Here is a 24,658-nt window from a genome sequence, read left to right as displayed (position 1 = left end):
AGTGCGGAGAGGATAACCGCTGAAAGCATCTAAGTGGGAAGCCCACCTCAAGATGAGTACTCTCACTACAATTTGTAGGTAAGGTCACGGGCAGAACACCCGTTAATAGGCTCTAAGTGGAAGTGCAGTAATGTATGAAGCTGAGGGGTACTAATAGACCGAGGGCTTGACCTCTATTCAATTAAAAATTGATAATTAAAAATTAAAAATGAAGGTTTTTGGTGGTTAATTATCACTGTTGATTCTCGTTCTTTTTGCAGTCTTCAGGGTTGTGAATACCCTAAGTTAAAAATCGGTAATTAATTTTTAATTCTGAATTTTTAATTTTTAATTGTTTCCTGGTGTCTATGGCGCGGTGGAACCACACTGATCCCTTCCCGAACTCAGAGGTGAAACGCTGCTGCGGCGACGATAGTTGAGGGGTAGCCCTCCGTGAAAATAGCTCGATGCCAGGTTTATTATTTAACAACAATGCCCCTTCTATTCATTTAGAGGGGGTTTTGTTTTTTGTACAAACAGAAATTGATAAGCCTTTGTGTAGCTTGATTTTAATAATATAACCCACATTCCGCACTTCAAAAAGTAGCACAGGTAAACTACATTGACGGTCAAGTAAAATTTATGATTTTAACAATTAGGTATACTAAAAACGGTTAAGAATTAGACTTTAGGGACAAAAATAAGTATTATAAACAAATAATCAATAAACTGTAATTAAGAGATAAAGTCTGATGTTATCATGAACCAGATGTTGAAAAGACCATTGCTGGTCAAAAAAACCGAAATTGGGGGGCTAATTCGGGAATTTCACCTGGTCACTGGACTTACCCAGGAACAGTTTGGGGCTTATCTATGCGTGACCTATGCCACTATTAACCGTTGGGAAAATGTCCTGAAAGCTTAACTAAGTAGGTGAACAGAAAAATTTAAAGGTATATAACGGTATGTAAAGTTGTCTCAATGCGAGATTCTGATTAAGTTTCAGCCATTTTACAAAACGCAATACCCCTCATTTTTATTTTGTTTACCTACTTATAGCAATCCTAAATGATTCCTGAAAAATAGTAAGTAGTGAAGGGTGGGCGATGCCCATCGTAGCCGAGTTTTGCTGGGCAATACCTACCTTACGTATAGTTACAAAAATCAAGTAGGAATCCTATCGGTTCATTAATATTACTAAAAAAAGCTAAGACTACAAGAAAAATGATAACAAACACACCCACCACCACCATTGTTTTTGTTAATGCTCAGGTTGCTAACTATCAAAATCTGCTCAAACAAGTTCAGCCCGATACAGAATTTTTGCTCATCAACGCAGACCAAGACGGAATAGAGCAAATCACCAATACTCTTAAGAATCGACAAAATATTACTAGCGTGCAAATTATCTCTCATGGTGGTGAGGGAGAAATTCAACTGGGAAGAACTCGGCTAAACCGCGACAGTATCCAAGCCTATCGTGAGCAATTAGAACAATGGCGTAAGGCATTAACAGCAGAAGCAGATATTTTACTGTTTGGCTGTAGTGTCGGTTTTGGTCAGGGTCAGGAGTTTTTAAGGGATTTAAGTATATTCACAGGAGCAGATGTTGCCGCCTCCGTAGATATTACAGGTAATGCACTGTTAGGCGGAGATTGGGATTTAGAATTTGCCACTGGAAATATTGAATCTGGGATTGCTATTTCCTCGGAAGGACAACAAGCTTATGCAGGTATTTTGCCTCTGATAGTAGAGTATTTTATTGGTAATAACACCAAAGAGGGAAACGGAGTTGAAAGAACAGAAGTAAAACAATGGTCTGCAAGAAGTACCACCAGCAATAGCGCAGGTTTGATTCGTGAAGATTGGGGAACGGGATCACCACCAAACTCCAACGTAAACCAAGATAATTTTATTGTCCGCTGGACAGGATATGTGTATGCTTCCAGCACGGGAGATTATAAATTTTACGAAAATTCTGATGATGGCGTTCGTCTCTGGGTCAACAATAGGCGGCTTATTCAGGAATGGAATAAAAGTGGGTTAGATAAGGAAAATTCAGCTTCTATCTATTTAGAAGGGGGAAAATGGTATGCCATCCAAATGGATTATTTTGATTGGGATGCTAGTGCTGCTGTAAATTTACAATGGCAACCACCAGGAAGTAGTAAAGCCTATATTCCTAATAATTACTTAATTCCCCTAGCGAGTAGTACCGCTACTGGTCCAAATGATTTAGGGTATGGGTTAAAAGGGGAATATTTTAATAACCGCGACTTGTCTGGTGATCCAGTTTATACACAAGTTGATTCTGCTATTAATTTTGATTGGGGTGATGGTAGCCCCAACAATAAAGTTAACAGTAATAACTTTAGCGTGCGTTGGACAGGTAGTATTGTCATTCCAGAAACTGGAAGTTATGTATTTTCTGCAGAGACTGATGATGGAGTCAGGCTGCGGATTAATAACTCTTCAAATTACGATATTGACCGTTGGTCAGATGGATCTAGATCCCAAGACGGTGGATACATTAGGACGTTCTCAAAAGGAAACGTAGTTCCAATTACTTTGGAATATTTTGAAAATAGTGGCGGTGCCAAAGCCAAATTACTCTGGCAAGCTTGGACAAACGATAACAAAACTAATGAAATTATTTCCAAAAGTTTTATTCCAACAACCAGTCTAATTCCTTACACTGATAGACCTAACATATACATTTCGTTTTTTACAGGAGCTTCTGAACAAGATGGAGATGGAAAAGCACAATTTAAAATTGGCACATCATCAACTATCCCAGCAGGTGGAATTAATGTTTTTTATAGACTACTTCCTCTTAACGGTGCATCAACTGATGATTTCTCAGATCCCAATCTTGGACAATTAACCTTAACTCCGACTGAGAAAGAGAAAGTTATTACCATCAATATTGCGGATGATGATATAGCTGAATCAAACGAAAACCTCCGCATAGAAATTATTCCAGGAGTACAATATCAAAGCGGCTATAGTCTTGATGTTCCAATTATAGATGATGAACCAATTATTGGCATTGAAAACCTCACAAATGGGTCAGAAGACAGAGGCAAGAATGCCGAATTTAAACTTATTTTTGACCGACAAAGACCAAAGGAGTTGATTATCTCAATTCCCAATATCGCAAAGTTTCCTTTAAACCCGATACCCAACAAAATGGGATTATCATCCCCCAAATTGAAGAGTTAAAGATTCCCGGTAATACAGTAGTTGACCAAAATAAAATTAGAATTTACTTTATGGCATTACCAGATGCCATTAAAGAAAACGCGGAAAATTTAAGAATAGACATTCAACCCTATTATTTTGATCTGGATGTCACTAATAATAAAGATATTTCCAATTTCCGGTTAAAACAAAATGGTCAGATTGTTAACAACATTACTGCCGATATCACTATAGAAGATAGTGGTCTTTATCAATCGCAAGTATTCATTGTTGACCAAAATGACCAATTAGTTAACACGAATAATCCCTTGGTAATCAGGGATGGCAAATCAGTTTTTAAAGTAAAATTGGGCAGTCAACCTACTAAAGATGTTACTGTTCAATTCAATCAACCCACTTCTGGGAATTTAGATTATAATCAGATTCAATTTCAATATCAAGCTTCCAAAGGCTCCTCATTAATTTCAGGAAGTAGGAGTTTAACGGAAGGTTCAACAGGTACAATTGAACCTAATGATACATCAGAAAAAGCTATTGCGATTACAACAACGGCGTTCACTTTTGATGGTGAAATTAGTAGCGATTATTCCAAAACTGATGTTGATTTATTTAAAATTGCCCTCAGAAAAGGTGATACAATTAGCATTCGTGTAGATGCTAGGTCTACGAATCCCATAATATCTAATTTAGATTCTAGATTAAAACTTTTTAATTCCCAAGGTGTAATTGTCACTGAAAAAGATGATGATCCTGGCAGATCAACCGATCCCTCAATTGAATATACAATTACATCTGACGATACTTACTACATTGGTGTCGCTTATTATAGTGTAGATTACGGTTTAACCAGAATAAATAATAGCAGCCAAAATTCTGGTAAATATAAGCTGTCAGTCAATGTTATACCTAATTCAAATGCACCAGATCCAAATTCACCAATTGTTAATCCTTGGGATCAGTGGCAAACGATTACACTCAATGGTGTTAATTCCGACTTTAATCTGACAGCAAGTGTTAGCAGTACAGATGGTAATTATACTAAATTGAACATTTCTGTTCCTGTTACTACGCAGATACCTTTACAAAACAAGGTAACGGAGGGAGCGCAACTTCAAGATTTAGGTACACCTAGATTGAGTTTGTTGGCTGATAGCAGTATTACTGAAAATAGTGATAAACCTGGTCAATTTAGACTACAACTAAGTCATGCTGCCAAAGAAGATTTAACAGTTAGCTATACTGTCAGTGGGACTGCAACTTTAGGCAGTGACTATACAGGGAATTTAAGTACAGTTAATACCAGACCAGCTAATGGACAAATTTCCGCTTCCAGTTCCAGTTTGGTTTCTCCGGTAGGTGAAGAAAAAGAAAAAGCCTTTGATAACAATACCAATACCAAATGGCTGATTTCTGCTAAATCTGCATGGATTCAATATCAATTACCAAATAATAATGCAGCTATTTTTAATAGCTACATCATTACCTCAGCGAATGATTTACCTAGTAGAGATCCACAAAGTTGGGAACTATTAGGTTCAACCGATGGTATCACCTTTGAAAAAATAGACCAACAATCAGGAATTAAATTTACTAACCGCTTTGAAACTAAAACTTTTGCAATCAACAACACTAAGGCTTATCAATATTATCGCCTGAATATTACCAGCAATAATGGAGCCAACGAACTACAATTAGCGGAATTTAATCTCTATCACAGAATTATCATTCCCAAAGGTGAAACTGTTGCTATATTACCTATTTTTCCAGTTAGTGACTCTATTAAAGAACAAAAGGAAAATCTTACTATTTCCTTAAATTCTGGTAACGGCTACACAATTGATAGCAATAATCAAAGCAAAGCCCTGCAAATCATTGATAGCAATATTGCTGGATTAGAAATAGCTAATGTCAGCTTTAATTTACAGAACTTAAACGCACAAGGTCAACCTACCCCCATTATTGCCTCTAGTTTCCGTCCTTTGCAAACATCTGAAAACGGAGATGGAGAAAGTTTTGCCATTCGTTTGCAAAGTAAACCCAGTAGCGATGTAACTGTTAGTTTTACAGGTTTAAATACAACCGAAGGTGAATTAAAACTTTATCAAGGTGGAACTATATCTCCAATTGTGTTCACACCTGATAATTGGGATCAATATCAAATAATTACTGTTGTTGGTAAGGCTGATACTTTAGTTGATAGTAATATCACTTATCAGATTCAAGCAACACCAAGCAGCGCAGATTCTAACTACAACAACACTAACTTACAACAAAATATTACTGTTACCAATCAAAACATTGACAGTAATACTGCTATTAATTCATCAGATATAACTCGTCCTGATCCAACTTTACCAGTAGCAAAATTCTCAGGAAACAATGCTACTATTGCTGAAGAAGGCGGTTCACAAAAAGTACAAATTACACTCGATAGACCAGCACCTCAAGGTGGTTTGACAGTCTCCTTCTCTGTAGATGGTAGCACTGCAACCTTGAACCAAGATTTCATAGTTAACACTAATATCTTCCAGTCACAAACTGGCACTGCAAATCCCTTCGATCAGATTGATATTGGCAACTTTAGCACTCCCAGCTTTGCCGACTTGGATAAAGATGGCGATTTGGATCTTGCCTTGGGTAATGCTGATCGTACTGTGAAGTTTTATGAGAATATTGGTTCTCCGGGACTTCCTTTCTTCATTGAACAAACAGGAAGCAAAAACCCCTTCAACAGCATTGATATCGGCAATAACGGCACTCCAACCTTTGCTGATTTGGATAAAGATGGGGATTTAGATATCATTATTGGCAATAGTGCAGGTAAGATATCCTACTACGAAAATATTACTGATAGTACAGGAATCAAATTTGGACTACGCACCAGTACAAATAATCCTTTTGACGGTATTGATGTAGGTGATAATAGCACTCCCAACTTTGCTGATTTGGATAAAGATGGTGACTTAGATGCAGTTATTGGTGCAGCCGATGGCACAATCAAATACTACAAAAACACGGGTACACCAAAACAACCCACTTTCTCAGCCCAAACAGGCACTAGCAACCCCTTCAATAATATTGATATCGGTGACAACAGCAATCCCAATATTATAGATGCCGATAACGATGGCGACCTTGACCTATTTGTAGGACGCAAAGATGGTACTATCTCTTTCTATCGCAACACAGGTAATGCCACCACACCTGCTTTTACCTTAGATAATGCCAACTCGCCCAGCAACACTTGGAAAGTACAAGCTAACAGTGCGCCTGTTTTTGCTGATGTTAATAGTGATGGTGATTTAGATGCGGTAATTGGTGCAGCTGATGGCAAACTACAATATCAAGAACAAGTTATTATCATTCCTGAAGGACAAACCACCGCCGAAATTACCATTAACTCTTTTGGCGATCAAATCAAAGAAAGCAACGAAACTATCAACATCAGATTAAATCAAAGACAAGGTTATCGAGTTGATACCGAGCAACCAGAGAATGTCCAGAAAACTATTACTATTCAGGATAATGAAAAAGCTGGTATTTTGTTGAAAAATGCCCAAGGGCAACCTATCAGCAGTTTACAATTCTCAACCCAGGAAAACAGTAATACTCCTCTTACCTTTACCGCTCAACTGACCAGCAAACCGACAGATAAGGTTCAATTATACTTTTTTAGCAGCAACCCCGGTGAAGGAATATTAACAACAACACGCAATACAACTACCATCACCGACTCAGAAATTGTCCTGAATTTCACACCAGATAATTGGAATCAACCCCAAAGCTTCTCGGTTGTTCCTCAAAATGATAGCGTTGCTGATGGGCAAGTTCGTTATGCAATTACTAATCGTGTCCGCAGCCAAGATCCCACTTACAATGACACCAATGATTATCAAGTTAGTTTAGGAATTACTGACAGATTAATTGAACTAGGGAAAGCGAACAATCAACTTTCTGTTTCCGATCCCAATTCTCCAACAACTGAACAAAAAGAGAAAGCTTTTGACAACGATTCTGCTACTAAATGGTTAATTTTTAACAAGCAAGGTTGGCTGCAAGCTAAATTTTTAGATAGTGCAGCAGTTGTTAATAGTTACTCCCTAACTTCAGCTAACGATTTTCCACAGCGAGATCCCATCAATTGGGAATTACTTGGCTCAAACGATGGCGAAAACTTTGAAGTTCTAGATCGGCAGTCTGGAGTTAAATTTAATAATCGCTTTGAAACTCAAACCTTTACCTTTGATAACGGTAAATCCTACAGTTACTATCGGCTGAATATTCTAGCTAATGGCGGTGCAAATGAACTTCAATTAGCGGAATTTAATCTTTACGTTAAAGATCAATTAGTCATCGCTAACAATGATGATAACGACACACAAGGATTCACAGTTACGCCCCTATCGAGTACAACAGAAGGCGCAGGAGACGCTTTTAGTATTAAGCTGAATAGTCAACCTGTAGGTAAAGTTGTAGTCACGATGACTCCTGGTAATGAAGAATTTTACTTCTTAGGTAAAAACCCAGGGGATACTCACAGCATCACCTTCGATCCACAAAACTGGAATACACCGCAAACAATTCAAATTACTGCGGTTGATGATAACAAAGTAGAATATCTGCAAAAGAGTTTAATCGCATTCCAAGTCAGTGGTGAAGATCCAAAATATAACAGCCTAAGCACCACTGTTAACTCCTTCTTGCAATTCGATGGCATTGATGACTACATTAAAGTAGATCGAGAATCGGATTTTGATTTCACAGATGTTATCACTGTTGAAGCCTGGATCAAAGTTGATCAGTTCAACAAAAACTGGCAATCTATTGTTACTAAAGGTGATAGTAGTTGGCGGTTAGCTCGCAACAACAATACCAATAGTTTAGAATTTGCGATTGGTGGTGGGAATACAACAAATGTGGTAGGAGGCATAACTAATGTCAATGATGGTAAATTACATCATGTGGCAGGAGTATATGATGGTGCAGCATTATCTCTCTACATTGATGGACAACTGGATAATCAAGTTCAAGTTAGTCGGACTCTTCCTACAAATAATTATGATGTATTGATTGGTGAGAATGCCGAAGCAACAGGACGGCAATTTGCTGGACAAATCAGCGAAGTAAGAATTTGGAATGCTGCTCGCACACAAGAGCAGATTCAAGCCAATATGAACAAGAACAAATCCCTGGTGGGTAATGAGCCGGGATTGAAGTTGTATTACAATTCCGCTTCCCAACAAGCAACGCCTAACCAAATTTTTGACAGTAGTGGAAATAACCACAATGGCGTATTCCAAAACGGTGTGCAGTGGAAAACCACCAACGATATTTTCTTCAAACCCTTAGAAGTTATCATCAAAGATAACGATGTTCCCACTGCTAGAATTATTCCAGGCAAAGCCGGAGCAGAAATTTACTCCACACCGGGCTATTTCATCATTGAATTAGATCGTGATTCCAATAACCTGCCTCCAGATAATACAGGTATTGAAGTTAACTATCAGATAGTTGGTGGTACTGCAACCTTAAATGCAGATTACCAATCCATTAATACCACCAATAACACTGGCAAAGTGCGGGTATTTGGTAATCAAGTTTTATTACCAATTGTCCCCATTGATGATAAGAGAATTGAAGACCTCACCTTTACCATTAACAACGTTACTATCGGCGCTACTAACAACGGTAAAACGACCTTAACCTTAGATGTTTCAGCAAAAGGTATAGTACCCGCCGATAATAGTATTGTTGTTACTGCTTCGAGTTTAAGTTCTCCCAATGGAGAACAAAAGGAAAATGTTGCTGATACCAACTCTCAAACGAAATGGTTGATTTTTACTAACTCAGGTTGGATTCAGTACGAATTTGTTAATAATCCTCCCCTTGTAAGCAAATATTACATTACCTCAGCTAATGATTTCTCGAATCGAGATCCGCGTGATTGGGTGCTACAAGGGTCAAATGATGGTGAGAGTTGGACTTCACTAGATCAACGATTGGGTATTACATTTGCCAATCGATTTGAACAAAAAGCCTTTACAGTCAATAATCCACAACCCTATCGTTATTATCGTCTCAATGTTACCAAAAACAATGGAGGAATTGAGCTTCAGTTAGCTGATTTTACTCTGGAACAGAAGAATATAATTGATGTACCTACAGCCAGTATTGTTGAATTGGCTGGTCAAAAAACAGGTTCAGTTAAAACCCCAGGTCGAATTGATCAATTTGGACAAGGCTGGTTTAGCTTTGATGGTATTGATGATTATGCTTCTTTGCCCAGTCTCACAATGGGTGGTGACTTTACCGTTGAAGCCTGGGTGAGAGTTAATCAACATCCTCAAAGTAACACTGGTAATGTTCGCGCCCGTATTATTGACTTTGGTAATGGCCAAGGCAGCGATAATATCATTTTGAACTTTGACGGCGCTACAGGTAGATTACGCTTAGAAACATATAATGGCTCAAGCTATACAGAAGTCACCTCAGATAGTCAGATACCTACTGGAGAATGGATTCATGTTGCTGGAGTTAATGATGGTCAAGGCAACGCTTATCTTTACATTAATGGTGAGTTAATTAAATCAAAAGCTGGGCAAAACATCGCTCAAAATATATCTCGTAGCAAGAACTTTATCGCCCAAAGTAATTGGTCAAATGAAAAGTATTTCAACGGTGATATTGCTGAATTAAGGGTTTGGGACACAGTACGTAGCCACCAACAAATTAAGGAAAACATCAACCGTTTTCTTACAGATCAAGAAACTGATTTGAAAGTTTACTTCAGTGCTAATACCAGTAATTTTAACCAACCAGGAACAACAACACAAATTCAGGGTATTAACGGCATTAATGGTACTTTACAGAATGGGGCGATATGGACAGTTACAACTGTAAACAATCCTATTGATAATAACGTTCTCAATTACAAAGGACAGATTCAGGTAGAAGTTGACTCGTCCATAGCTAATCAAATTACAGCTAATTCTATTGCCCGTTTCCCATCAGAAACTGTCACCGTTGAGTTACTACCCGGTGATGGCTATAAATTAGGTGATTCTAAGTCATCTAGCCTGAATATCATTGACAATGATGTTCCTGGCATTAGAATTGTCACTGGTGGTAATCGTGCAGTAGCCATTGAGGATGATCCTTTTAAAACCAATGACAAAGACGAAATTCGCTATTCCCAATATGAACTTTCCTTACTGAGTGAACCTTCAGCACCAGTCACCTTAACCTTAACCAGTAATACATTCATTGTTGATAAAGACAATAACAAGAAAAAACAGCTAAGGTTTATTAATGTTGATATTGATCCTAAAGATCCTACAAAGAAGATCATTAGACCGGCTGACTTCATTACCTTAACTTTCCAACCAGACAACTGGTATCAGCTGCAAACTGTCAATATCCAAGCCATTGATGATGGGATTGTCGAAGATGATACCAATCCCAGTCAGCCCCATGAAGCCAGCATTCAATATCAAATTACCAGTCGTGACCCCAACTACAACAATCTGCCAGTAGCAGATCAAATCGTAGGTTTAGCTGATCGGGTATTAGATAAAACCCAAACCAATGAAGGGATAAAAGCAGGTTTGGATACCCTGCAATCCACAATTAACAATTTGGAATTGCCCATCATCGGCTCGTTAGAAGGTCGTTCTCCCACCTTAATGGCAGATTTAGGTAATCTTGTCAGTAAGCAAATAAATCAACTAGAAGGAGATCAACTTACTTCCACGAAGCTAGAGAAGATTCTCACAGATGCTTTATCAGCTTTAGGTGCGACAGGGGTAAATGTCACTACCAAAATGACAGATACCGATGTCTACTTTGCAGTTAACTTGCGTAAAGAGTACAACCTGTTTAAATTGGATTTATCCAGTGATTTAGGTGTGCCAGCACTAGGTATTGGTTTTGACACCCAAGGACAACTCACAGGTGACTTTAAATATGATGTTAGCTTGGGCTTTGGTATCAATAAACTACTCGGTTTTTATCTTGATCCAGAGAAAACAAAATTTAATGCAGATGTTAGCCTCGATTTAGACGATTTCAAAGGTAAGGGTAATCTTGGCTTCTTGCAAGTAGACTTTGCTGATGATCCCAAAAATCCCACCAAATTAGGGATTTCCTTTAACATCAAACTCAAAGACCCACAAGCAGGTAAGAATAACCTCCAAGAAGCAACCCCAGCAGTTACAACCATTGATGTGGCTGCATCTCAAGTGGAAACTACTCCTGCTGATCAGATAACAATTCCCCAAACCCAAACCTTACCCTCTGTACCAACGGAAAAAGAGGCTATCCAACCTCTGACCGATTCTCAAGCTACATTACCTGAAGCACCTAGCACTACAGTCCCCGGTCAGGATATTGAACAAATTCCTGTAGCTGACAAAACCCTGACGGAAACAGTAGGAGAAAAAACTGTACAGTATAACCAGAATTTACAAACAATTCTAGCCACTGCACCGTTAACTTCTACTTTTAGCAACATCTCTGCACAAACCATCAGAACTTGGTTAGGGAAGCCAGATACAGATGTCTCTGCAATCAATCAACAGCTAATTGCGGTTCTGAAAAATGCTTCTCCAGAAGTGAAAGTTGCATTGCAAACCCTCCTCAAAGATGCAACACAGATTGACATTGGCTTGAATGACAAACAACTGCAAATTACTTATGCAGGAACAATAGATGTTGCAAAACTGAGAACCGTAGTTCCAGGTGTGAAAGATTTACCACTGGATGAGTTGAAATTACCTGTTACCAAACCCAGATTAACAATTACCAATCCTGGTTTAGAAAATGCTGATTATAGCTTTGCTGCTGACAGTTTACCCAAGGCAGAATTAGTCACTTGGTTAGCAAATAAAGGTAAAAATTTATTACCCGCAGAAGTACAAACTGTTCTCAATGAACTGCTAAAATTCGGACAAAATTTGGATGTGGTCTTAGCTTCAAACCAAATCCAAGTTACCTATCAAGGTAGTTTAGATATAGCTCAGTTAAGAGGAGTAATTCCAGGTATTAAAGATTTACCTTTGAATGGGTTAACTTTACCTGTGGAAAAACCCAGCATTACTATTACTAATCCTGGTAGTAAGAGTGCGAACTATAGCTTTACAGCCGCAAATTTGCCGAAAGCGCAGTTAGTAAGTTGGTTATCTAACCAAGCCAAAACATTGCTGCCTACACAAGTGCAAGATATTTTCAATAAATTCTTGGCGCTGACAGCAAATGTTGATTTGGTATTAGGTAAAGAACAAATCCAAATTACTGCTAAAGGTGATTTAGATATTGCTACAGTCATTAAGGAAATTCCCGGTATTAACGAATTACCTTTAGATGATTTGAGCTTACCTGTTAAAAATCCCAGTATTACCATTACCAATCCTCAAAGTAAGAGTGCAAATTACGCTTTTGTAGCGGAAAGTTTGCCTAAACAACAACTGGCAGATTGGGTAACTAAGCAAGGTACAGTCCTATTACCAGAAGAAGTGCAAAATGTTTTAAATAAACTCTTAGCACTGACAGACAAAGTTGATTTGGTATTGGGTGAAAACCAAATTGAGGTTGCGTATCAAGGTAATTTAGATTTAGCAACTATCATCAAGGAAATTCCAGGTGTCAACAGTTTACCGTTGACAGGATTAACTTTAAATGTTAATGATCCCCGCTTAACAATTACTAATCCTAAATCTGCCAATCCTGATTATGCCTTTGCTGCGGATAGTTTACCAAAACGTCAAATTCTTGATTGGCTAGGAAATCAGGCGAAATCTTTATTACCGCTAGAAGCTCAAACGATTTTAACTCAGTTGTTGAATTCAGGATTAGATCGGGTGGATTTGGTTCTGGGTAAAAAACAAATGCAAATTACTTATAAAGGTGATTTGCAATTAGATAGCTTTATTAAATTCATTCCTGGTTTGAGTGATTTACCCTTAGATGGGTTGAATTTACCTGTTACCAATCCCAGCTTGACATTGATCAATTTGGATCAAGGTGTTAACAATATTGATTATGTCTTCAGTGTTGACAGATTGCCCAAAGACGAATTAACTAAATGGTTGAGGGAAAAAGCTGTATCACTGTTACCTCAAGAAGTAAGAAACGTTTTAGATAATTTATTGCAAGTTGCAGAAAATGTTGACTTGAAACTGGGTAAAAATCAAATTCAAGTTGCTTATTTGGGTAATTTAGAATTAGGGGCAATACTCAAACAAATACCGGGAATTCAAGATTTGCCACTGGATACACTGAAGTTACCTGTCACTAATCCTAAACTGACAATTATTAACCCTAATAGTCAAGATATTGATTACAGCTTTGTTGTTGATAACCTGCCGAAACAAGAATTAATTGATTGGTTGGTGCAACAGTTACCGGATAATGTGAAATCAATCTTAAATACCGTTTCTAATGCTGCTCAACAGGTAGATGTATTATTTAGCGATCGCCAATTACAACTAGGTTATAAAGGCAATATTGATTTAGCCAAAATTGTCAAGGTAATTCCCGGTATTCAAGAATTACCAAACCTAGATAGTTTAGCTTTACCTGTGGCTAATCCCCGTTTGACATTAAGCAATTTGGGTACTAAGAATCTCAAAAATATTGACTACACATTTAGCAGTGATAGTTTACCCAAAGCTGAATTAGTCAACTGGGTAAAAACGACCCTTCTCCAACAATTACCTGCCGATGTTCAATCATTTCTGCAAAAAGCACTGGATATAGTGAAAAATATTGACCTGAAATTTGGCAATAACCAAATTCAAATAGGTTACTTGGGTGATTTAAACCTCAAAACTATCATTGATCAAATCGGCACTCAACTAGGAGATTTCTTATCACCCCTCAAAGGCTTAAATCTCACTCTCACTAACCCTAGCATTACCATCACCAATCCCAAACAAACACCCAGTTTAAGTTTTGGGGTAGATAATCTCCCCATGAATCAGGTGAAGACATGGTTAACCGAACAGGTAAAAACCTATGTCTCTGATGCTAGTGTTCAGAATTTCTTAACTGGACTCCTCAATGAAATTGCCCAAATTGATTTAGTGGTAGGAGATACACAAACCCAAATCACCTATTTGGGAACAGTGGATTTAGCTAAAGCACTGAAAACAATTCCAGGGTTAGAAAGTTTCACCCCCAACAATCTCACATTACCTATTCTCAACCCCAGTTTTACAGTTACACGCACCGGCAAAACTCGCACCTTTAGCTTATCCGCGGAAAGTTTACCCAAACAAGAATTAACTGAATGGTTAGGAACAGAAATTAAAAACCAATTACCTGCGGAAGTACGGAGTATTGTTGATTCACTCCTAGCTGTAGCAGATAAGATGGATGTGCAGTTGGGTAGTAATCAAGTGCAGTTCAACTATCAAGGCGCACTGGATTTAGCGACGATTATCAAAGAAATTCCCGGATTAAAAGAACTACCTGTCAATAATCTGCAATTACCCGTTCTTAACCCCCGTTTGGCAATTACTAATCCTGGCAAAAATGCCAGCTACAGTTTCGCCGCAGACGAGTTACCAAAAACACAACTTGTTACTTGGATTAAACAGCAATTACCCACTGATGTACAATCGGTTCTCGATACTATCACAGCCCAAGCACAACAGTTAGATGTAGTTGTAGGTAATAACCAAATTCAACTTACCTATAATGGTGCTGTTGATTTGGTGAAAGTGCTGGGGTTGATTCCAGGAGTCAAAGACTTACTACCTGCGACTACCCAACCACTGAATATTATTAATCCCAGTCTCACCATCCTTAACCCTGGGAAAAATGCCAGCTTTAGCTTTGCGGCTGACAAGTTACCAAAACAGGAATTACTCGATTTAATCAGCAGTCAAATACCGACAGAAGTTAAGTCAGTCTTTAATAATCTGTCAGAAAATTTAGATGTGATCTTTGGTCAGGGTATCATCCAAGTTAACTACCGGGGTGATGTGGATTTAATGAAGATAGCGAGTTTGATCCCAGGAGTGAAAGAATTACCTCTGAATGGATTAAAACTCAATGTTACTAATCCCAGCTTTACTTTGATTAATAAAGGTAAAGCCGCAGGTGCAACTCTGGCCACATTTGATTATGTATTTGCGGCTGATAAACTACCTACCCAAGATTTAATTAACTGGGCGAAGAATACCACCACCGATATCTTACCTGCTGAGGTGAAAGGTGTTCTGGATAAATTACTGAACATAGCCAAGGATGTCAACTTTACTTTGGGTAATGGACAAATGCAAATTGCCTATAACGGTAATTTGGATATTGCCCAAGTAATTGGTTTAATTCCTGGACTGCAAGATGTTAGTTTCTTCAAAGGGTTGAACTTACCTGTCACCAATCCCAGCATTACCATTATTAATCCCAAACCAGGTACAGGACTCAAGACACAGTATCTATTAAAGAGCGATCGCTTACCCAAAGAAGAATTAGCAAAGTGGGCAAAAGAAAAAGCTACAGAATTACTGCCCGCAGATGTAGCGAAAATTCTCGGTAGCTTGAGTGCGATCGCTCAAGGCATTGACTTAGAAATTGGTACAAATCAAATTCAACTTTCCTTCCAAGGAACAGTGAATTTAAGTAATGTCCTCAAGGAAATTCCTGGAGTTAATGAACTACCAATTCAAAGTTTAGATTTACCAGTTCTTAACCCTAGTCTCACCATCACCAACCCAGGTAAAAATGCCAGCTATAGCTTTGCTGCTGCTCAATTACCCAAAGAACAATTAATTAACTGGTTAAAAGACCAAGCAAAAGCCCTTATACCCAGCGAACTGCTATCGATATTTAACACCTTAGCTAACATCGGACAAAACCTGGATGTGCGCTTTGGTGACAGTCAGTTGCAGGTCATGTATCAGGGAAATTTGAACCTGATGGATATTATTAAGGGTATTCGTGGTGATTCAGATAGCTTCAATGTCTCCGATTTAACCCTAAATGTTCAAAATCCCAGTATCACCATTCTTAATCCTGGTAGAAATGCCGACTTTAGCTTTAAAGCAGATAAGCTACCTGTTAAGCAGTTAAAAGATTGGTTAACTAAGAAAGTGGTAAATTCCCTACCAGAAGTTGCCACAAATATCATCGAAGGTATCACTGGTGTAGTTGAAGACGTGAATGTCTTAATTGATAAAAATGACATTCAAGTTCTTTATAACGGCAGTTTGGATATATTGAGCATTCTGCAAAAAATTCCAGGGGTCAAAGATGTCCCTTTACCCCCTGCTGGTACACTATCAGTTATCAATCCAGCGATCACCCTCACAAAAGTTACAGGACAACCTATAGACTTTAGCTTTACTGGCGAAAAACTGAATAAAGATGGCTTGAAGAAATGGTTAATAGATGCGGCGAAAGATGCCTTACCTACATCCATCAAAGATTTAGTTACTGCCCTGATAGATACTGCGGCTGATTTTGATGTCCTGTTCAAAAACAACAAACTACAAATTAGTTATGCAGGTACGTTAGACGCTGCCAAAGTCATTCAAAAAATTCCTGGTTTATCTGAATTACAAACCACTGGTTTAGCCCTACCAATCACTAATCCCATCCTCACTATCTATGACTTAGATAAAGGAATCAGCAAAGCCAATTATACCTTTGCAGCAGATCATTTACCGAAGGAAGAATTAATAAATTGGCTAACCAAACAAGCTACTTCCCAACTGCCTCAAAGTGTCCTCAATGTAGTTGATGATTTACTAGAATTAGCACGACGTATTGACCTGCAACTAGGCAAAAACACAGTTCAAATTACCTACCAAGGGGTTTTAGATTTAGCTGATGTTTTAGAGAAAATCCCTGGCATCAATAATCTATCCTTTAATGGCTTAGATTTACCGATTACTAACCCCAGTGTCACGATTACCAAACCGGAAGTAACAGCTAGTGGTACTCCTGGAACTTGGAAAGATGCTAGCTTTAGCTTTAAAGCCGACAAATTGCCCACAGAACAATTAGCAAATTGGTTAACTAATAAAGCTGGATCAATTCTACCCACTACCATTTCTAAACCAGTTGAGGAAATATTGACTGCCTTTGGTCCAGTTAACCTATCCCTAGCCAACGACAAATTACAATTTAGTGCCGATACGATCAAATTGGATCAAGTAATCAAGGCTATTGAACTAAATAGCATCTTTACCACGATTCCTGAGTTAACCTTAAAAAACACCAGTTTAACTTTAAGTAACTTTGGTCAAGGCACTACTCAATATCAATTTGCTAGCAGTGAGGTTGAGTTAAATACACTAGCTACAGCTTTGGGATTACCCAGCAATATCAGCACATATTTACCAACTGTTAACTTATTTGTTGGTAGCGATCGCCTCCTCTTCAGTGCACCGCAAAGTCTCGATCTCAAATCAATAGTTCCTATTAACAGTCTTGGTTTACCAGAAGTAATTACCCAATATATCCCTGATATCAAACTAGATAACGCCCAGTTGAGTATTATTAAGGGTACTGCTGGTAAAGAAATTAGCCTCAACGGAACAGTGAGCGGTTTAAATTTAGGTCTAACTTACAGCAATGGTAAATGGACATCTAAAGGTATTGATGATGGTGGACGGTTAAGTGCCTTAGACTTAATTGATCTGCTCAAACAAGGCAGAGGAAAAGCCAAACAAGGTTTCTTTGATCTAGTGGAATATCAATTGACTGGTGGAGCTAATCTGGGACTCACAACCAAAACCAGTATCGAAGGTAATCCTGCCTTCCCTGCCTTTAGTTTCGATTTAGCCGCTAACTTCCCCGTATTTAACTACGGCAATCAACAGGAAGCATCAAAAACCGGGGCAAATATCAAGCTGAATAATATAGCTATTGACTTAGGCTCGTTCATAAGTAACTTGATTGGACCTATTATCAAAGAAGTCAACGAAATAATTGAGCCTCTGAAACCTGTTATTCAACTACTCAATAGCGATACGAAACTCTTTACTACACTGAGATTAAGTGGATTTGACGATAACAGAGATGGGAAAGTTACCCTGTTAGAAATCGCTAAAAAATTAGCCCCTGCTGACCAGAAAGCCAAAATAGAAACATCACAAAAATTCATTAAGGCAGTTGGTGATATTGTTGGATTGATTACTGAATTAAGTAAGATGCCTGCCAATCAACCAATTATTATTGATTTGGGCAGTTATACATTAAGCGGCTTTAAAGCTGCCAGTAAAGATGCGAAAGATGCAGCCAATAAAGTCGAAACAAATAACAACGGCAATACCTCGGCATTACAAACAACCAATAGCACCATAGACCCAATCAAACAAGCGGAACAAAAAAGTAGTGGTAAACCTGCCAGTGGTTTCCTAAGCAAGCTGAAAAATATTGAAGGTTTACAGTTCCCTGTCCTTACTAACCCCATGAAAGCAATTGATTTGCTCTTGGGTAAAACTACAGATTTGGTAATTTATGATGTTCCCGACCTCGACTTTAACTTTGCAATGTCTAAAAACTTCCCCATTTGGGGGCCAATAGCAGGTCAGCTAAGTGGTGAGTTTAGTGCTAAAACTAATTTGCTGGTTGGATTTGATAGCTATGGTGTCAATCAATGGAAAGACAAAGACTTTGCCTTTAAAGATATTTATCGAATCTTTGATGGTTTTTACGTCGGTGATTGGAATGCTCAAGGACAAGATATTGATGAGTTAGTTTTGAATGCCACTATTGCAGCAGGATTAGGATTAGATGTTGGTTTTGCTAGTGCTTTTATGCGCGGTGGCATTCAGGGGAAAGTTGGTCTAGGCTTCAATGATGTTGGCGAAAATAATGGTACTAGCGATGGCAAGATTCGCGGTTCTGAGATTATTTCTCGGATCAACAACCCATTACAATTATTTGACCTGAATGGAAATATTGATGCTTTCCTCGATGCTAAAGTCAGCGTCGCCATCGTAGGTACAGTATGGCAAAAAGAATTTGCCCGCTTTAATTTAGCGAAATTCTCCTTGGGCGCAAGTGGATTTAGTGCTAGTGGCGCACTGTCTCAAAGCTATATTGCTGGTGCAACGATATTCTTTGATGTCAACTTTAATAATCAGTGGGATGAAGAAGAAATTAAATCCATTACGGATGAATATGGTCAATTTAATCTTGATTTGCCTGTAGAACTGGATAAAAACAACAATGGACAAATAGATATCAATGAAGGACAACTGCTGGGTTTAGGAGGTTTTGATACTTCCAGTGGCTTACCATCAGGGGCGTTAATTGCTCTACCTGGTGCAACAATTATTACTCCCCTTACCAGCTTACAGGCAAAGCTGGTACAAGGTGGATTAGACCGAGATGAAGCGAATACTTTAGTTAAACAGCAATTAGGGCTAAATTTAGCAGTTAATTTAGAAACCTTTGATCCTCTCAAAGCTGTAGGTGAAAACTCAGCAAATGGCTTAAAAGTTTACTTAACTCATGTACAGATTCAGGCATTGCTCAATCAAGGTAGAGCATTATTGGATGGGTTGCAAACTGCTACACCAGAGGGACAAGCTAATCCTAATAATTTACTAGATGCGATCGCTGGACTCGCTAAGTTCCTCCAACAACGTTCCGCACAAACCCAGACAGGTTTAGATTTCACTAAAGAAACTGACCTTAAACCCTTCTTTAGCTTCCTGATTACAGAAAGAAATCTTACAGCTACAGAACAACAGTTAGATACAGTAGCGCAAATAGTCGTCCAAGGTAACGAATATTTATCTCAAATTGCCCAAATCGCTACTAAGAGAACTCTCGCTGAAGTGTTGCCAGCTATAGCTTCAATGAAACGGTTGGTACAGGGTGATAGTGCCAAGTTGGTAACAGAATTGGCTCAAGGTCAGAAAACATCAGCAGCGGTTGAGCAAGAGTTTCAAACTACTCTCCAGAAGAGTAACACCTTCGTGGATGCAGACATCGCGGCCTTTGGCAACCGTCGGATTCGCGTAGTTACAGTTAACAAAGAAATAGCTGAAAACAGTACCAACTCAGTAGAATTCACTATTGAACTCAACCAACCTGCACCCAACCAAGGTTTAACCGTCTTCTACTCCCTCACCGGAACTGCGACTCTCAACCAAGACTATCAACTAGACGTATCCGCAGATAACATTGGTGAACTGTATATTGCTCCTGGTCAAAGCAGTGCCACCATTAAAGTTACAGCCCTCAACGATACCATTGATGAACCCTTAGAAACCATTGCCCTAAGACTGAAATCAGTAGGTGAAGGTTATACCATTGACCCCACAGGCACAGTTGGATTAATTGAAATTGCAGATGATGATCAAGGTGTAGTTAATAACCCAGTTACAGCCATTGTTAAGCTTGGTACTTTTGCTGATGATACTTTGACAGGTGCAGCCGGCAATGACCGCCTAGAGGGTGATTATGGTAGTGATATCCTCGATGGTCAAGCAGGTGATGATCTGTTGCGTGGTGGTAAAGACAACGATACCTTGATTGGTGGTGCAGGTAATGATCTTCTAGAAGGCAATTATGGGGATGATAGCCTCAATGGTGGGGACGGAAACGACATTCTTGAAGGTAGTGTTGGCGAAGATAGTCTCCAAGGTGGTGCAGGGATCGACATCCTCAAAGGTGGGGTGGACAATGACTATCTGGAAGGTAATGCAGGTAATGACCAAATAGAAGGACAAAGCGGTAATGATACCCTGGTCGGTAATGAAGATAACGATTGGTTAGTTGGTGGTGAAGGTCATGATATCTTAATTGGTGGCTTGGGTGATGATATCCTCAATGGTGGTCAAGGTGCAGATGTCTTCTTCCTCAATTCTGCTAATGATGGATTTGATACTCTATTAGATTTCAATCCCAATCAAGGTGATAAAATCCAAATTTCCCAGAGTGGCTTTGGTGTTAATGACCTCAATGATTTTACTTTCCTCAGTGGCATCTTAGATTTCCAAGGTAAGAATCTGGCACTGATCCAAAATAATGGGGCAACTTACTCATTCTTCCCGAACCTGAGTGAAATTATTCAGATTGTTGATGCACCTCAAGCCATACCAGAAGTAACACCGCAAGTTAAAGCAGCAACAGAACCCTTAAAGACTATAAATACTGGTGTTACTGCTGCTAATTCCATACCAGAATCTACAGATACTAGTAATAAATCCTTACTAGACAAAGTTTTAGAACGTGGTTACATCACCTTTGGAACATCAAACAGTTATGCTACCACCTTGGGTTTTGACCTAGAATTTGTGAAAGCCATAGCAGTTGCCTTGTTTGGTGATGAGAGCAAAATCAAATTAGTTACAACTTCTTTTGACGATGGCTTCACACAGGTGGCTAACCAAACTTTAGATTTAACTACGCGGAGAGTCAGCCAAAATCTTGATCGGGATGCTAAACTGAATGTAGATTTTGGGCCTACATATCTCTATGATTACCAAGCGATCGCAGTTAAAGCCGATAGCACGATCAAAAATGCCTCAGATTTGAACGGGTTGATTATTGGTGTCGTCAGTGATACCAATGCATTAGGTAATCTGCAAAACCTGTTAACACCCCAGGGAATTAACTTCACACCCAAAGAATTTAAAACAACAGATGAATTATTTGCGGCATATCAGAATGGCGAGATAGCTGCTATTTCTACAGACAGGGCATTAATTTACAATCGTTTAGGTGATGCCATAGCTCAAAACCGCATCCTCGACGTAGAATTTTCTCAAGAACCCATTTCTTTGGTATTGCCAGAAAATGAATCAGAATGGGCAGATGTGGTCCGTTGGGTGACTTATGCCACCATTCAAGCAGAAGAATTTGGTATTACTTCCCAAAACATTGGCCAAATTATTGCCGAGAATACTGATACTGATACCAAGAATGATGCTTCACCGGCGATTCGTCGCTTCTTAGGTTTGCAAGATGAACTAGGAAAAGCATTAAATATCCGCAATGATTTTGTCGTGCAAATCATCGAGGCAGTTGGTAACTATGGGGAAATTTATCAACGTCATTTCTCTAAATTAGAGCGCGATCGCAATCTTCTGTGGACAGACAATGGATTAATGTATTCTCCACCCTTCTCTGGTGTCACCCAAGATATCCAATTAATTAATAATGATCAACGCAATTTGCTCACAGAGATTCAACAGCGCGGAGTTCTCAAATTTGGTATCCCAGAAAGCTCTACATTCCCAGGTTTTGTTGAGAAGAACAATGATGGTACTTACCAAGGTTTTGATATTGACTTAGGTCGAGCGATCGCAGTAGCAGTATTTGGCGATGCCAGCAAGATTGAATTTGTGTCTCAGCAATTTAACGATGGTTTTGCTAATACTGCTAATGGTAAAGTCGATGTTTCTGCTGGTGCATATACCCAAAACCTGATGCGTGATGCCAAATTGGGTGTTGACTACAGTCCCATTTATCTCTACACCGAACAGGGACTTTTGACACGATTAGATAGTGGTATTACTGCTTTACCTCTGCTCAACGGTCGCACAATTGGTGTAGTTGCAGGAACTACAGCCTTACAAAACCTAGAAGATGCCCTCAAGGTCTTTGATGTCAAGATCAATCCCGTCATTTATAGCAGCAGCAGTGAGATGTATGCTGCTTACGACAGCAAACAAGTAGATGCTGTTTTTAATGATGTTTCCTTACTAGCAGGTAGAATTTCTTCCCTACCCCATCCCGAAGAACATCAAATTATCAGAGATAATTTCACTAAAGAGCCTTTAGCCCTAATTGTTGATGAAAATCAATCAGATTGGTCTGATGTAGTGCGCTGGGTAACAAATGCCTTAAAACAAGCGGAAGAATATGGCATTACCTCTGAAAATATTGATCAATTCATTGCTGATAATACCGATGACCTCAAGGAAAATAACTCATCAATAGAAATTCAGGCATTCTTAGGACTGCGAGGAAATATCGGTACATCTCTTGGTTTACCCAATGACTTTGTAGTGAAGATGATTAAAGAGGTGGGTAACTATAGCGAAATTTATGCCCGTAATTTCAATACCGACCTGTTACCCCGTCAGAAAAATGAATTATCTAAAGAATTGGGATTACAGACTACTGCACCTTTGGGTATCAATACCAACAATTTAAATAGTATCCCCATTGCTGAAGATGACAACGCCCAAACTACAACTAACACAGCAGTTAATATTGATGTTCTCAACAATGACAAAGATTTAGATAATAATTCTTTAACTTTGAGCATTGTTTCTACTCCCAGTCATGGGCAAGTGCAAATTAATGATAATGGCACACCTAATGACAAAACTGATGATTTTATTATCTATACTGCCAACAGCAATTTCACGGGAATAGATAAATTCACCTATCAAGTTAATGATGGTAAGGGCGGTACAGATTCAGCTTCAGTTAATGTTTCTGTTAAATCAGCAGTAGTCTTTAACAACCAAAACAATGTTTTGAAATTGCAAGGACAGTTAAATAATCAGAAGCTCAAATTCTCTCTGAATAGTAAGCATCTAGAGAAACAAGTCATTCATGAAGTTGCTTTTGTGGCTTATGACAATGAACAAGGTGCTGTGAATGGTTTATTACCAGGTCAAAATGGTTATCTCAATGCTTTACTCCAACGTGCTGAAATTATCTTCTCTGTAATTCCTGATAATTTCATTGCTGACCCCACGAAAATTATTGATGGTTTCCAAAGTCAATATCTGGGTGCTGTGTTGTTGCAGGATACTAGTTTGGATGCGGTGAAGGCTGATTCTAGTTTGTTGAATCGGGTGTTATTGGGTTCTCCGTTTAATAGCAGCAGTTCCAAGATTTTGGATATTAATGAACTGGCTGCTGGTAAGTTGCAATTGAGTTTCCAAGACCAATTGGGTGATGCTCAAAAGGATTTAGTATTAACGGTGGAAACTACTAATGAACCTGTGCCTTTGGGTGCTGATTTGCAACGACAATCAGGTATGGAAGTTGTTGATTTGCGAGATTTCAATGGTAAAGAAATTCAGGCTTTGTTCCCTGTGGTTGCTAGTGAGGCGGCTTATGATAATACTATTGGTTTCTATGAGGTTGAGGATACTCAAGGAACTGTGAAGGATGGTTTAACTGGTACTTTGTTCCGTCCTGGTGATGCTGGTTATGATCAAGCCGCTATCCGTAATAGTCAGTTGCATGGTGTAATAATGAATGACCATGGGGCTGGTACTCAAGGTGTGTTTGCTGGTGGTAAGATTTATGCTCCCTATTTGATTGCTAATGGTACTGTGGATGGTGCTTTAGGTAATACGGGCGTACCTGTTTACTTTGCTTTCTTGGGCGCTAATCCCGACAAGAAAGATCATGTTCTTTCTTTGGGTGATAATATGTGGGGCTTTGAAGATTTACCTAATGGTGGTGATTTGGATTTCAATGATATTGTTGTTCAGGCTAAGTTCTCTGTAATATAATAGCTATCGGACTCAAAGAATATAGAGTCGTTTCG

General features: G+C 38.8%; 3 protein-coding genes and 2 rRNA genes. All 5 read left to right on the top strand.

The features are described 5' to 3' along the window. Positions 1-174, top strand: a 23S ribosomal RNA gene (locus FJR09_RS17345); the annotation flags it as partial. 163 nt (positions 175-337) lie between these two features. Then, positions 338-455: ribosomal RNA gene (gene rrf / locus FJR09_RS17340) — 5S ribosomal RNA — on the top strand. 284 nt (positions 456-739) lie between these two features. After that, a complete protein-coding gene (locus FJR09_RS26230) occupies positions 740-904 on the top strand; it encodes a DNA-binding transcriptional regulator (protein ID WP_015081568.1) in 165 nt (54 codons plus the stop codon). A 299-nt stretch (positions 905-1,203) separates the two neighbouring features. Next, complete coding sequence (locus tag FJR09_RS17330; protein ID WP_015081567.1) at positions 1,204-3,201, top strand: DUF4347 domain-containing protein; 1,998 nt, start codon at positions 1,204-1,206, stop codon at positions 3,199-3,201. A gap of 50 nt (positions 3,202-3,251) precedes the next feature. Next, positions 3,252-24,623 (top strand): LamG-like jellyroll fold domain-containing protein, encoded by a 21,372-nt coding sequence (locus FJR09_RS17325; RefSeq protein ID WP_168652824.1) that lies wholly within the window; start codon positions 3,252-3,254, stop codon positions 24,621-24,623. Positions 24,624-24,658 lie beyond the last annotated feature (35 nt).

The sequence above is a fragment of the Dolichospermum sp. UHCC 0406 genome (assembly GCF_009712025.1).
GTDB classification, from domain to species: Bacteria; Cyanobacteriota; Cyanobacteriia; order Cyanobacteriales; family Nostocaceae; genus Dolichospermum; species Dolichospermum lemmermannii.
The sequence above is the reverse complement of the archived record's forward strand: the minus strand, read 5'-3'. Positions and strand labels throughout refer to the sequence as shown.